This window comes from Pseudomonas sp. NPDC087346, assembly GCF_044744235.1.
Lineage (GTDB): Bacteria > Pseudomonadota > Gammaproteobacteria > Pseudomonadales > Pseudomonadaceae > Aquipseudomonas.
This window is the reverse complement of sequence record NZ_JBIUXX010000037.1, coordinates 19,284-33,590: the sequence shown is the minus strand read 5'-3', so window position 1 is coordinate 33,590 and position 14,307 is coordinate 19,284. Positions and strand designations below refer to the sequence as shown.

Here is a 14,307-nt window from a genome sequence, read left to right as displayed (position 1 = left end):
GAGGTAAAAGTCGATAAAGACGGCAACTGGATGTTTACCCCGAACCCGCCGCTCAACGATGGCAAGCACGACCTCACCCTCATCGTGACCGACCCGGTCGGCAACAGCAGTGAAGAGTCGGCTCCGTACAGCGTGATCGTCGATACCGTCGCGCCGGGTAAACCCGTTATCACCGCCATGGTTGATGACCAGGGCGCGGTGAAAGGGCCGATTACGGCTGGCACCATCACCGATGACGCGCAGCCGCATATCAACGGTACCGCCGAGCCTGGCAGCAGCGTGATCATCTATGACAAAGGTGTGGAAATCGGCCGTGCGCCGGTGGATGCCCGTGGCAACTGGACCTTCCTGCCAAGTCCGCCCCTGAGCAACGGCCCCCACAAAGTGTCTGTGGCAGCCATGGATGCCGCCGGCAACCTCGGCGACAAATCCGCTGCGTTCGATTTCGAGGTCATCGCCGGTGGCGCACCGACGGCGCCAGCCATTACTGGCATCATTGATGATGTGGGCAGCAAACTGGGCAATCTGTCGCCCGGCAACGTCACCGATGACGCCCGTCCGGCTATCAATGGTACCGGCGGGGTGGGCGCGACCATTTTTGTGTATGCCAACGGCAAGCTCCTGGGTACGACCGAGGTTCAAGCCAATGGCCAGTGGAGCTTTGTCCCAACCGCCGATCTGGTCGACGGCCTGAACAACATCACTGCCACCACGACCAATGCGGCGGGCAACGTCAGCCCGCCAACCGGTCAATACTCGATCACTGTTGATACCCTTGCACCAGGCTCGGCCACCGGCCAGGTCCTGAGTGATGACGTCGGCGCTATCACCGGCCCGATCAACAGCGGCGGTACCACCGACGACAGCACCCCGACCTTCAGCGGCACCGCCGAAGCGGGCACGACCGTGATCATCTACGACAAAGGCGTGGAAATCGACCGTGTGCCGGTCAACGCGCAAGGTCAGTGGCGCTTTACACCGAGCACGCCACTGGCAGACGGTCCTCACAGCCTGAACACGGTTATTGAAGATGCGGCCGGCCACCAGAGTCCGAAAAGCACGCCAATCGATTTCAGCGTCGATACCCGCGCTGTCGCTATCAGCATCACCCAGGTGACCGATAACGTGGGCACTGTTCAAGGTCCATTGAGTCAAGGCGGTGTCACCGACGACACGACTCCGACCCTCAACGGCAAGGCCACGGCGAACGCCACCGTCAACCTCTACGACGGTAGCGTAAAAATCGGCAGCACTACCTCCGATGCGTCGGGTAACTGGACGCTCACGCCAAGCACGGCACTGGGCCAAGGCAACCACCGCTTCACCGCCACGGTCACCACCCCGGCCGGTGGTGAAAGCGTGCCGACGCCGGTGTTTAACCTGGAAATCGATATCACTCCACCGGTTAATCCTGGAGAGGGCGGCACTGGCGGCATCGACAACGTGCACGACGATGTGGGATCGAACCAGGGTCCGATCGACAATGGCGGCTTCACCGACGACACCACGCCGACCTTGAGTGGTGGTGGTCAGCAGCCGGGCGACACCGTGTCGATCTATGACGATGGTGCGCTGATCGGCACTGCCCAAGTGGGGGCTGATGGCAACTGGTCGTTCACCCCAGACCCGCCGCTCAACGAAGGTGAGCACGAGTTCACCATGGTGGTGACCGATCCGGCGGGCAACGCCAGTGATCCGTCCGATCCTTACATTGTGACTGTCGACTTCAGCGCGCCGGCTGCTCAGGCCACGATTGTGAGCATGGGCAAGGACAGCGGGAGTGACAGTGGTGATTTCCTGACCAACGACGGAACTGCCGGGCGCTTGATTCAGGGTTCGCTGACGGCAGCGCTGTCGGCTGATGAAAAGGTGCAGGTTTCCGTCGATGGCGGCGTGAACTGGCAGGATGCGTTGCTCAATGGCGATGGGACCTGGAGTTTCGTTGATGAAACGGTCCATGCCAGTGATTGGGAGATTCAGACGAGGGTTATAGATGTTGCGGGTAACGTAGGCGGTGGAAACGTGCAGCAAGTCATGCTGGACAACACACCTCCGGATGCGCCTGCTTCCGTCAGCCGTAGTGGGGATGAGGTCGCTGTCGAAGTAGCCGGGACGACTGTGAATGCCGGCGACGTGTTGATTGTGAATGTCGGCGAGACCCAAGTACGACATACGCTTACGCAACAAGACATCGATACCGGGACAGTCGCGGTTGACGTCCCTGCGGTAGTGACGGGAACTCTAGAAAGTTTTATTGTTGATAACGCCGGAAATGTTTCAAATATTACAACTGCGCCTAGAGAATTAAGAGATGATTTTAGTTCGTTGGATCCTGGTTACAGTATAAATGCAGGTGAGAGTTCAAGATTTGATTTTTATACGTTAACAAATCTTTATGGGAGTTCTATTAGCTGGCTTGATCATAACAGGCGGAAGGCGCTAATTATAGGTCAGACTCATTCCGGTGCGAATATAACTTTGGATTTTCCGGCGACTAGTTTTTCCTTTGAGGTTACAGGTACTAACGGTGGCGCTAATAATACAATTTACTATAAGGATATAGAGGGAAATGTTATTCATTCTGAATCGGCTAATTCGCCTGGCACCTATTCTTTTACCCCGCCAGATGGCATATATATTGGGACGGTGGAGATCACTGTTAGCGATATTGCAGGTATTTGCATCGACAATATCGAGGTCATCACTGCATCTGGCGCGTTAACTCACCCTACGAACCAGCTTATCGATAATGCTATTGGGTATTTCGGATCCGATGACAATAATCTATTCACTATCGATTCTGTGAATAATTTGTCAGGCACTAATTCGGGTGTTCACGGAGGGGCGGGGCTCGATACACTGACACTTAGCGGTAAAGATCAAGTATTAGATTTGACCAGTATCGGTGAAAAGCTGAATTCTATCGAGGTAATTGATCTAACAGGCTCCGGCGACAACACCCTTAAATTGTCTTTAGAAGATGTTCTTAGCAATGGTGAAACCGATCTGTTCCATACCAGTGGCAAGACTCAAATGATGGTCAAGGGCGATGCCGGTGACAAGGTCGATTTGCAAGGCCTGATCAGCGCGGAAGATCCGGGAAGCTGGAGCAATCAGGGCCAAATCACGGTTGGTGGTTTGGCTTATCAGGTGTACAACCACTCCTCATTGGATGCCGAACTGCTGGTTCAGCAAGGGGTGACCACCAACCTGGTGTAAGCCGGCCTGACCATCAACTTCTCTCAATTTACTTTCTAAAAACTGCGGGCATCGTCAGATGCCCGCAGTGGAGTCATGAGCATGTTTAAACTTTCTTCCCTGTTTCACGGTGCGCTGATTGGCATGGCATTAAGCACTGCCCCTCCTGTGATGGCTGTCCAGGCCTTCGGCGATCAATACATTCCCGTGGCCCCGGTTTCCGCCGGGCAAGCCCAGGTCGTCTACTATCGTTCCGCAACGGTCGGGGCGCAGAACGGCGCGCTCCACGTGTATGTCGATCGCGAGTTCCACGCCGGCCTGTTGCCAGGGGGCTATACCGCATTCTGTGTGGCCCCTGGCTCGCACACTCTGGGTGCTTATCTGAACGATGCCCCTGACTATAAAGGTAAGAACACCGAGTTGTATTCGGCCCACCTGGAAGGCGGTATGACCTACTTTCTCAAGGCCGGCGAAGGTGCTAACGGTGTCCCGCAGGCGGTCAAGCGTGCCGATGCTGAAAAGGAACTGGCCAGCATGCACAAGCAGATTCAGGCGTTGTCCCGTGCTTCCAGTGTTAGGGCTTGTGATTACTAGTCGGCGGTCGAAACCCCCAACCGTTCAAGGAGTATTCGCTGTCGAGTGATGTTCTCTTCACATTCGGCAAGTCAGGCTACGCGGACCTCTTGGCGTAAGGTCGCCAAGCTATCCGGATCTGATCGGTCAGTTGAAAAGCGACAACACGCCACTCCAGCACATTGAAGTGATCGGACACACCGATGCCATCGGCTCTGATTCCAGCAACCAGGCTCTTGGCCTAAAACGTGCGCAAACGGTACGCCGTCTGTTGATCGAAGGCGGCCTACCGGCAGCAAGCGCCCGCAGTGTCGGTTCACGAGAGCCGGTGAGTGGTGACTGTGATGGCCGGGATCGGCGTGTGGTGGTGCGGGTTGATAGGCATCGCAGATTGATAAACATGAAGAAAGGCCGGCGTAATAGTTGCACCTGCTTTTTGCCGTTGATTGAGTGTCGTCCTGCTTCATCAGAATTCCACAACGGTCTTTGTCGTAATGTGGCTGGACTTTGGCTGGGATGTGTTGGTAGAGGTTTTTCTAAAGACAAGTAATTGTTCTCTATAGGGAAGTGATGCCTGTGCAAGACTACTTAAATTAAATAAAAAGGCTTTCTAATGAATAATCGCATACTTATTGTTGATGATCATCCCGTTGTTACTCTGGCCATCAGGCTGCTGCTGGCCAGTGAAGGATTTGACGTGGTGGCGGAAGTCGATAATGGGGCTGACGCACTTGAGAAGGTTGAAGCGCTGTGTCCTTCGATAATCATACTGGATATCGGCATTCCTGTGATTGATGGGTTAACGGTGATCAACCGGATTGTCGCCAAACAACTGCCGGTAAAAATCATTGTCTTGACCGGTCTTCCGCCCGCTCATCTGGTGAAACGTTGCCGGCAGCTCGGTGCCCACGGATTCGTCAGTAAGCAAAATGAGCTCGCTGAGGTGGTATATGCCGTCAGGGCTGTTCGTGCTCATCAAGAATACTTTCCTGATCTGTGTATTGTTCCGGTCCATGGAAATCAAGCATCTCGGGAGCATGAGTTGCTAGAGCTCTTGTCGGGTCGCGAGTTTGGCGTCATGCAACAACTGCTATTGGGCATGAGCAACCGAGCAATCGCGCAGAGCATGCTGCTGAGTGACAAAACGGTGAGTACCTACAAAACACGACTTTTGCACAAGCTCAATGTCAGCGATGTAGTGGGCCTGTATGCGTTGGCAAAACGTAATGGTCTGGTTTAATCCGAGTTCTACCTTGGCAAGTGAAGTTCCAGAACATCGCCCATCCAAGTGTGATTGCCTAATCCGAAATTTCTAGCCACAACTTCATAATCTCTCATCCGACAAACTCCACTTCAAGTGCCGGCAGGAGTTTCTTACGGCTTCCGAGGAAGCATCAGTTTCAGATCGTCATGCCCCTTTAACCGATAAATGTCCGTTCTGCCGTGCGTTACCCAAAGCGATAAGCATTTTTGCCGTTCGTCTTGTCGGGGGCATAACCGTCACGTTTGAGACAGGTCTCATTCCGAATGGAGATCACGATCGTCAGAATACTCCCATGATTTTTAAGACTCATGACCCGCTGGCAACGCCAGCGCAGGAGATTCTACTTTGAGAACGACGCAGGACACTTACCACGAGCGGCAGCGACTCGGGGGCTCCGTTGATGGCTGCCGATAGCACGTTCGTAAACCCTCAGTCGGATGATCAGCCGACACCAACGCCTCACACCCAGGGGGTTGCTGACACGCTGCTGCAAAGCGTTTCCTGGCTGTGTGATCACTACCGTGTTGGGCGCTCGCTCGAAGCGCTGACCGCCGGTTTGCCAAAGTCCGCCGTGCTGTCGCCGTCGCTCGCATTGGCGAGTCTGACCAACGCCGGTTTGTCGGCAGGTTTGGTGGAGCGTCGGCTTCAGGCACTACCCACACAATTGGTGCCGATGATTCTGTTACGCAAGGATCAGGGCGGTTGCATACTGCTGGGTCGTCGGCCCGATCTGGATGCAACGGACAAGCGCACGTTTGTCTATCAGGTGATCTTTCCAGAGCTCAGCCCCGAGCCGGTCGAGGTGCCGCAAGCCGACGTCGATGAGCTGTACGCCGGCTTCGCCATTCTCGCCAAGCTTAAGGCCAAGGTGGATACGCGCGCCGGAGAAGAAACCGGACGGCCTGCGGGGCACTGGCTGTTGAGCACGTTGTGGCGCTATCGGCGCTACTACCGCAGTGCCGCTATCGGCGCGGTGCTGATCAACGTCCTGGCCCTGGCCAGTATCTTTTTCACCATGAATGTGTACGACCGCGTCGTGCCGAATCAGGCGTTTGTCACGCTGTGGTCGTTGGCCATCGGTGTGGTTGTGGCCATGATCTTCGAGGCGGTGGCGCGCAAGGTACGCTCGCACTTGCTGGATATGGCGGGGAAGAAGGCTGATCTGGTGCTCGGTACGATGTTGTTCCGGCAGGCATTGTCGATTCAGATGGAACACAAGCCGGCGTCCTCCGGTTCGTTCGCCAACCAGTTGCGTGAATTTGAATCAGTGCGCGATTTCGCCACGTCGGCCACCTTAGCGGCGATTTCCGATCTGCCGTTTGTGTTGATGTTTGTCGGGGTGATCTTCGTCATCGGTGGGCCGTTGGGCTGGATTCCCTTACTGCTGATTCCGCTGATTCTCGCCGTCAGCATTTTCATTCAGTGGCCTCTGGCACGCACCATGAAGGAAAACTTGCGCGAGTCCTCGCTCAAGCAAGGCGTGTTGATCGAGTCGATTGAAGGCCTGGAAACACTCAAGGCGGTCGGCGGCGAAGCGTACATGCAACGGCGCTGGGAAACCTTCAGTGCCATGGCTGCCAGCACCTCCTTAAAGTCGCGAGAATTGTCAGGAGTCGCCACCAGCACCGTCGCTTTCTTTCAGCAAGTGCAAACTGTGGTGTTGATGGTGGTCGGTGTTTACTTGATCGATACCGGCGATTTGACCATGGGCGCACTGATCGCCACCGTGATGCTGTCCGGACGTGCGACGGCGCCGCTGGGTCAGGTTGTGGGCTTGGCTGTGCGCTTTCAACAGGCCAAGGCCGCCCTGCAATCGCTCAATGGTCTGATGGCGCTGCCGGTTGAGCGTGATGCGAGCCGCGAATATCTGGCCAAGCCCTCGATCAGCGGCCAGTTGACCCTGAAAAATATTGGTTTCGCTTATCCCGCTCCGCCCATGCAACCTAATCCGCAGGTGCTGCAAGGCATTAACCTGATGATTGAAACCGGGGAGCGGGTGGCGATTCTGGGCCGTATCGGCAGTGGCAAATCGACGCTGTTACGAGTCATGGCGCGGCTGTATTCGCCGGTGGAAGGGCAAATGTTCAGCTCTGGGCTGGATGTCCATCAGATCGACCCGGCGGACTGGCGAAAGGCTGTCGGTTATGTGGGCCAGGATGCGCGGCTGTTTTATGGGTCGCTGCGCGAGAACGTCATGATCGGTCGTCCTGAAGCCAGTGCCGATGAGTTTTTGCGGGTGTTGCGCCTGACTGGACTTGACCAGGTCGCGGCGCGTCATCCGAAGGGCATCAACCTTCCTATCGGGGAAATGGGCGAAGGGTTGTCCGGCGGTCAGCGCCAGTTGGTTTCTTTGGCGCGGACGCTGCTGGCCCGTCCGAACCTGTTGCTGCTCGATGAGCCGACGAGTGCCATGGATACCCAGACCGAAGCGATGTTCTTGAGGCACCTGCAACAGGCAACGCAGGAGCAAACGCTGGTGGTGGTGACACATCGCCCGTCGCTGTTGGCATTGGTCCAGCGCATCGTTGTGGTGGAAGACGGAAAGGTGGTTGCCGACGGTCCGAAGGACACCATCCTTGCGGCCATGAACGCCAACACTCGTAAACCTGAATCGGCCAGTGCCGATGCACAGAGCGCCACCAAGCGAGAGCCGGCTACCCGAAGCGCCTCCACCGTCATGTCCTTGAATGCGAAAAAGCCAGCCCCGGTTGCAGCCGCACAAGCTCCCGACGCCGCTAACTGAAGTCAGAGATCAATCCATGAAACGTTTATTTGGGCGGTCCGCTGCGGCGGATCTGCAGCCCGGCGACGCCGCGTATATGAAAGATATTCAGGAGTCGCTGCTGACTCAGACCACGCCAGGCTCCAGATTGGTCCTCAATCTGATCGCCGTTGTGCTGATAGGCGGCCTGGTATGGGCTTATTTTGCCCGAGTCGAAGAAATTACCCTGGGCGAAGCCACGGTCATTTCCAAGAGCCGCGAGCAAATCATTCAAAGCCTGGAGGGCGGCATTCTCGCGCAAATGAATGTGAGCGAAGGTGACGTCGTGGAGAAGGGGCAAGTGTTGCTCAAAATCGACCCGACGCGGGCTCAGGCCAGTTACCGCGAAGCGCTGTCGAAGGTCATCGGCCTCAAGGCCAGCATCACCCGTCTGCGTGCCGAGGCTTATCAACAGCCGCTGGAGTTCGACGACATGGTGAAGACCGATCAGGCTGTGGTGCAGCAAGAAATCCAGGCTTATAACGCGCGCAAACAGGCGTTGAACGACAGCGTCGGCGCACTGGAGCGCAGTTATGCATTCTCTGCCCGCGAGATTCAATTGGCTGAACCGCTCGCGGCCAAAGGCTTGATGTCGGAAGTGGAAATCCTGCGGATGCGCCGTCAGGCCAACGAAATCAAAACGCAGATGGTCGAGCGTACCAATCGCTATCAGGCAGAAGCCAACGCGGAACTGGCTAAGTTCGAACTGGAGCTGTCGCAAACCACTGAAAACATGGTCGGCAGGGCTGACGTTGTAGAGCGTACCACTATCACCGCACCGGTTCGTGGCACGGTAAAGAACGTGCGCGTGAACACCCGTGGCGGCGTCATTCAACCCGGCGAGCACATTCTGGAAATCATTCCGCTGGAAGATCAATTGCTGGTAGAAGGCAAAATCCGCCCCGCCGATGTTGCATTCCTGAGGCCTGGGCTGCTGGCTACGGTAAAGATCACGGCGTATGACTACGCCATTTACGGTGGTCTTAAAGGCAAGGTCGAGCACATCAGCCCCGACACCTTGAAAGATGATCAGAAAGCCGCAGCCGGTCGCCCCGATGCGACCTACTACCGGGTACTGGTGTTGACCGATAAAAGTTCTCTTGATGCAGGCGGCAAGTCCTTGCCGATCATCCCCGGCATGGTGGCTTCGGTCGAAATCCGCACCGGCGAGAAAACCATCCTCGACTATTTGCTCAAACCCGTGCTCAAAGCGCGCGAAGCGTTCCGGGAGCGATAGACATGAAGTTTAATTTCTCCGATGCGCCATTGGCCTTCGCTGTTCGATGGGGCTTGTTGTTGGTGTTGGCCGGGTTGTGCGCTCCGGCAGCGCAGGCGGGCGATGAGTTGCTGAGCTTCAGTCGTGTGATCTCCGCGCCTGTGCAGACTCAGCCCGCCCCGGTGAGTGCCGCGCAACCTGCGGTGCGGCCAATAGTTTCCGATAGCCAGGTTATGCCGAATAAAGGCTCGAAGGCTGCGATGGCCACGGCGACGCAGACTCCTGCTTCAAGTGGTTTGGCACAACCGATCGGCAGCGTGTCCGCCGTTGCCTACGCGGGATTACCGAGTCGCCTGGCTGAGCGTGTGCAGAAAGGAAACCCGGTCGTCGGGCCAACGGAGAACGAGCTGCGCAAGATCTTCCTGGGCGCCGTGGACGCCGCGGTGGCTCGCAGCCCGAAAGTTCTGCGCAGCCAGGGTGAACAGCAGGCGGCAATGTCCGATGTTGATGCTGCCAAGGGCCAGCGCTGGCCGCAGGTGGATGTGGGGACGCAGACGCAAGCCGTGCAATTTGGTAAAGGCTCTGACAGGGAGCAGGGTTCTGGTGGTATTAACGTTGCGGTGTCGACCATGCTCTATGACTGGGGGCGGGTCGGCAACACCATCGATAGCCGTAAGCGGCTGGCAGAGGCCGCCGAAGAAAATGTCGCGGCTGAACGGGAGAGTGTTGGCTTTGAAGTGGTCTTGACCTTGGTCGAGCTGGGCAAACAGCGGATTATCGGTGAGCTTAGCCAGGACTTCGCCAATCGCATGGAAGAACTGGTCAACATGCTCGCCGGTATTGTGGCGGTGGATGCTGGCCGGGCTAGTGAGTTGACGCAAGCCAAGGCTCGCTTGCTACAAGCTCAGGCCCTGCATGATGCGGCCTCGGCCAAGGCCCGGGATGCCGAAATCACTTTGCATAAACTGATAGGCGAGCGTCCGGTGCAGATTCCTCGCCGCCGGGAATGGAACATCAGACTGCCCCAGCTTGAACCATTGCTGGATGTCGTGAAGGAGCACCCAACGATCCTTCAGGCGAAGGCACAGGCCGAGTCCGCGGAGCTGGAAGCGCAAGCCATCAGAGCTTCTGGCCTGCCGCAATTGAACTGGGTCGTCAGCAAGAATACCGCCGAAGATGAGATCGGGCGTGAGCGGCCGTGGCAGACCAAGCTGAGCGTGTCCTGGGGCGTGTTCCGGGGCGGCTCTACCCGAGCGGCCGAGCGCGCGGCACTGCAACGCGCGGATGCCAGCCGTCAGGAAACTGAACAGCAACGGCAAGACCTGGAGTTCAGAATTCGCACGGCCGACAACGATGCCCGTACCCAGCTTGAGCGTGCCGAGCTCTACCGTAACCTAACCGTGGAGTCGAACCGGATTCGCGAAGCGTTTTACTTGCAGTGGCACCACTTGGGTAAGCGCACCTTGCTGGATGTCCTCACGGCTGAAAATGATCATTACGGCAACCAGATCAGTGAGATCACCGACCGGTTTGATGGTTACCAGTCGATCCTGCGTCAATACGCCAGTGCCGGCATGCTCGCACAATGGCTACAAGGCAAGCGTTGAATCGACTCAGCCTAGATAGCCGTCTGCTTCGAGCCAGTATGACCTGAATCTGCGCGCCACTCAGGCGCGGTTGAATTCCCAGTATGCCAATGTTGGCGGGTCATTGAGGAGCGTCGTGCCAGTAAGTGCGTGCTGACAGTTTGCGATCAACACGCAGTGGTCCAGCAATGGTGGTCTGGATCTGAGCCAGATGCCACCGTCCGCACGGCTATTTAGGCGTGGTTAACCTCATCAGGCCGCGGTCACGCGCGGGTGTTCGCTGCCGTCAACTACTCCCGTCCACTCCTGCATGCACATTCGGCCAGCGTTGGTAAAATTGAGGGAATTCCCTACAGACTGCGCCGAGCAGAAGGCCGAAATTTCGCATAACAATCTGCTGCCGGCATATCAAGAGAAAAAGAAAATACGGGCACAAAAAGTGCCTTTCGGGTCGCCGAGAAAAAAGAGAGGTGGGAAACCTCACCTCCCTCCGTTTGCGGTGTGATATCGAGATTAGATTTGTTCAATACCGGCAGCGTGCTCGAGCACCTCGCCCACTTCAAGGGGGAGGGAGATGGCACGGAGTGATGAGCGAGTGTCTAGAGATCACGTTATGGTCAACTGATCCGATTCCGTGACGTGCTGGCGGACGTTGATGGTCGATTTGCGTGCGGCGGCAGCTCGAGGGTATTTTTAGCCACATAGAAATGTGGCGACTCTATGGAGATGCGGTGTGAATAATTTGATCCTGATTGCCAACTTGCTCGCAAGGCAGAACCAAACTCAATTGGCGCTGGCAGCGGCTATTGAAGAGCTGAATCATTGGGTGGAGCAGCGCGGCTCTGTCGAGGTTGCCGAAAATGTACGCAGTGCCATGTTCGTCCTAGATAAAAACCTCCACCCCTTTCGAGAAGGGATTGCCGAATTGATGGCAGCGGGAGCAATGGAGGCCGCTGCGGAGAATGTTAAGCCGTCTTGAGTGGCCGAGGGAGGGGCAATACATCCCCTTTGATGGGTGGCAAGACGTCGGATCTACGTAAGCGGCTGACAAGTGGTCTACCAAGCCAGCAGGTCAAGAGTGATAAGGACAGCGTCCACGCTTTTAAAGCGGATCAATTACCCTGAATGTTAGGATCCTCATGCGCCAACGAGCATCTATTGCAAATCTCTCAGAACCCAAGTTGTTCAGGAGTGGCCGCAACTTGGTGTCTCCGTCTCCAATGTCGCCTTAAGGCTTGGGATCAATGCTATGTCGTCCATAGAAGGCTGCCGCCCAAGCGCAATAATGCGGTCGCCAATCTTCCCGTTTTTATACCCTTACCGCTTGCCCTCCACGGTTCAGGTAGCGCCAGTGACATCGGTCAGCATCCAGATACCGTACGAACAAGAGGCCCTGGCCGTGACGTGGCTCGCTTCTGACCCGGATAGGGTGTGCCTGGTTTGTTCGCGGCCTGGCACGATGATCCACATCAACTCGATTTGGCTCGCCATCGAGCGGACGGGCATGCGTGCGACGCGTCTAGCTAGCCGTGAAGCTGAATCGCCGGCGTCATGACCTGTTCGGGCTCAAAGGCAATGATTCAAGCGCGTGGAGCGGTTACTTCAATTCCCGCGCGGAGCTTGATACGTCTTGGCTGTTTCGATTGGCAGTATGCCGACTATGGCGGCAAGCTCTCAGGCATCGTAGCCAGCGTCATCGGTCACGTTGCGGAAGCCTTGCCGGCCTCTGCAGGCCAAGACTCAGAAGTGCACACCCTTACCTGGAGAGCTGCTTCGCCTCATACCCGAGGCCGGAGTTGTAAACGGTGGTTTCGCATGTGCGGATCTGTGTAACTGCCTGCCCGTACCGCGACCTCTGAGGGGCGACTTAAGTCTAATGACTTTCGGGGGGGGGGCAGGTGTGAGCGCTAAAGAAAACTAAAATGTCCGCTTTCGCTTTGGTTGGAAAGTGTTATAACGCTTATCTTTTAGTGGCGTTGACTCGTGATGCTCCGCACACAAATAGGAAATTTCCTTATGACATCTATGGATGTAGGGGGCATATTTTATTGAATTCTTTCAACACGGAGTGCCTGTTATTGTTATGGAAAGCCCGATGCAGTACAAAACTCGTAACCGCTCCGTAGTGCAAGGCCGAGAGGAGGAAGAGGCTAAACAGTCGGCACAGTGCATCTTGAATTTTTCGCAGGGATATCGAATGCATTCGCTATCGATCGGCGCAATAGACGACACATTCCCATCTGGCCCCGTTCATAAGTCGTTCGGCATGTCGCGAATGAAGGATTTCCCTACAGGAAATTTGTCTACTAAGGCCTAATCTATACCTAGACTAAGCGTTGGTGTAAAGCTCTAACTCGGGCTCATATGTATCATGTCGGCCTCCACGCGGTGAAACCGATACATATAGCTGGTCGGCGCTTGTCGTGTTAACTTTTTCACTTCGGCATGCTTGGGCGGCAGTCTTCACGTAGCAGGGGAATGAACTAATAACGCGGGGCGGTGATTGTTCATTTTTTACCCACAGCGTTGTTGTCCCTCTGAGGGTAAGAGCGTATCGCCAAGTAAAACAGCAACATGAAAGATCGACATCTCGAAGGACGCTGAGTGATGGCAATATAGTTGCAATGGCACAGCTAATGGATTTTGATTAATCGATTCGGCGCGTAAAAATTGGACATACGTGCATGCTTGTTCTTCGGGAAGGGAGAAATACTTGGCTAGAATATTGATTGCGGACGACCATGCCGTTGTGCGGATGGCTGTTCGTCTGATAGTTGAGAAGGCCGGCCATGAGGTGGTGGGTGAGGCTTACAGTGGACTAGAGGCTGTCTCTCTTGCGCGTAGACTAACACCTGATCTCATCATTCTGGACATCGACTTACCTAAGCTCGATGGCTTTGGCGTCATGCAGCGCTTACGCAACGAGTTCGATCAAATTAAAGTCATCGTTTTTTCCTGCTTGGATCTAAGTCGATATGCTATTCGTTGCTCTAGGGCCGGCGCGTATGCGTTTGTTTCTAAGGATGGCGATCTCAACGAGCTGCTGAGTGCTGTGCAAATTGTCCTGGCCGGTTATACGCTTTTTCCGACAACGGATTTTTCGTCGGTCGATACCTCTTCCCGGCTGACCTCTGAAGAGGCGCTGATGAAATCGTTGTCTGACAGGGAGTTGGCTGTATTGCGTCAATTGGTCCGTGGCCGGCGAGTTAAGGACATTGCGAAGGAGTTGATGCTGAGTGAAAAGACGGCCAGCACCTACAAGGCGCGACTGATTCTTAAGTTGCAAGTGACTAACTTTCTCGAGTTGGTCGAGCTCGCCAAGCGCAATCAGGTGATTTGATACCGCTCACACGGCTTGGGTTAGGCTCTTCCGCTAGCGGGAGTGTCTGCTAGCCGATAGAGAGTACGGTTTATGTGGAATAGAAAATCAACTGGCTCTGGCTTCTTTATTTTTTGGCCGCCTGCGGTGAATCACCACTGCTTTTGCTGGTACTGCTGAGCGTCTCTCGGCGCCTCTGCCAGCCATGCCCAAGCTTCACTCTCGATCGGTAATCGGTCATAGTGAGTGATCATCGCCTTGTCCTCTCGCTCCATGCATGAACTCTCTCTACGACCCAATGCTTGGGAGTGCGAAGAAGCCAGCCGGTCTTACCGTTGGCTGACGAGATCCGTCTGATGGGGGCGCCATTGCCCGGTTTTTCTATGACTT

The 14,307-nt window shown here is 55.6% G+C and carries 9 protein-coding genes; all 9 read left to right on the top strand.

Annotated elements, in window-relative coordinates:
- Positions 1 to 3,219, top strand: a 3,219-nt coding sequence (locus ACIOZM_RS20625) for an Ig-like domain-containing protein (protein ID WP_401216674.1), incomplete at its 5' end; no start/stop codon positions are given.
- Positions 3,220 to 3,300: 81 nt separating this feature from the next.
- Positions 3,301 to 3,792 (top strand): hypothetical protein, encoded by a 492-nt coding sequence (locus ACIOZM_RS20620; protein WP_401216672.1) that lies wholly within the window; start codon positions 3,301 to 3,303, stop codon positions 3,790 to 3,792.
- A gap of 130 nt (positions 3,793 to 3,922) precedes the next feature.
- Positions 3,923 to 4,321 (top strand): OmpA family protein, encoded by a 399-nt coding sequence (locus ACIOZM_RS20615; protein WP_401216671.1) that lies wholly within the window; start codon positions 3,923 to 3,925, stop codon positions 4,319 to 4,321.
- Between the two features lie 63 nt (positions 4,322 to 4,384).
- Positions 4,385 to 5,011: a response regulator gene (locus ACIOZM_RS20610; RefSeq protein ID WP_401216669.1), complete on the top strand. Its 627-nt coding sequence runs from the start codon at positions 4,385 to 4,387 to the stop codon at positions 5,009 to 5,011.
- 424 nt (positions 5,012 to 5,435) lie between these two features.
- Entirely contained in the window at positions 5,436 to 7,778 is a 2,343-nt protein-coding gene (locus tag ACIOZM_RS20605; protein WP_401216668.1) for a type I secretion system permease/ATPase, read from the top strand.
- A gap of 16 nt (positions 7,779 to 7,794) precedes the next feature.
- Complete coding sequence (locus ACIOZM_RS20600; RefSeq protein ID WP_401216666.1) at positions 7,795 to 9,033, top strand: HlyD family type I secretion periplasmic adaptor subunit; 1,239 nt, start codon at positions 7,795 to 7,797, stop codon at positions 9,031 to 9,033.
- A 2-nt stretch (positions 9,034 to 9,035) separates the two neighbouring features.
- Positions 9,036 to 10,619 carry a TolC family protein gene (locus ACIOZM_RS20595; protein ID WP_401216664.1) on the top strand — a complete coding sequence of 528 codons (1,584 nt, stop codon included), beginning with the start codon at positions 9,036 to 9,038 and terminating at the stop codon, positions 10,617 to 10,619.
- A gap of 712 nt (positions 10,620 to 11,331) precedes the next feature.
- The gene (locus tag ACIOZM_RS20590) at positions 11,332 to 11,577 is read left to right on the top strand and encodes a hypothetical protein (RefSeq protein WP_401216662.1); all 246 of its coding nucleotides are present in this window, start codon (positions 11,332 to 11,334) and stop codon (positions 11,575 to 11,577) included.
- A gap of 1,734 nt (positions 11,578 to 13,311) precedes the next feature.
- Positions 13,312 to 13,938: a response regulator gene (locus ACIOZM_RS20585; protein WP_401216661.1), complete on the top strand. Its 627-nt coding sequence runs from the start codon at positions 13,312 to 13,314 to the stop codon at positions 13,936 to 13,938.
- The last annotated feature ends 369 nt before the right edge of the window (positions 13,939 to 14,307 follow it).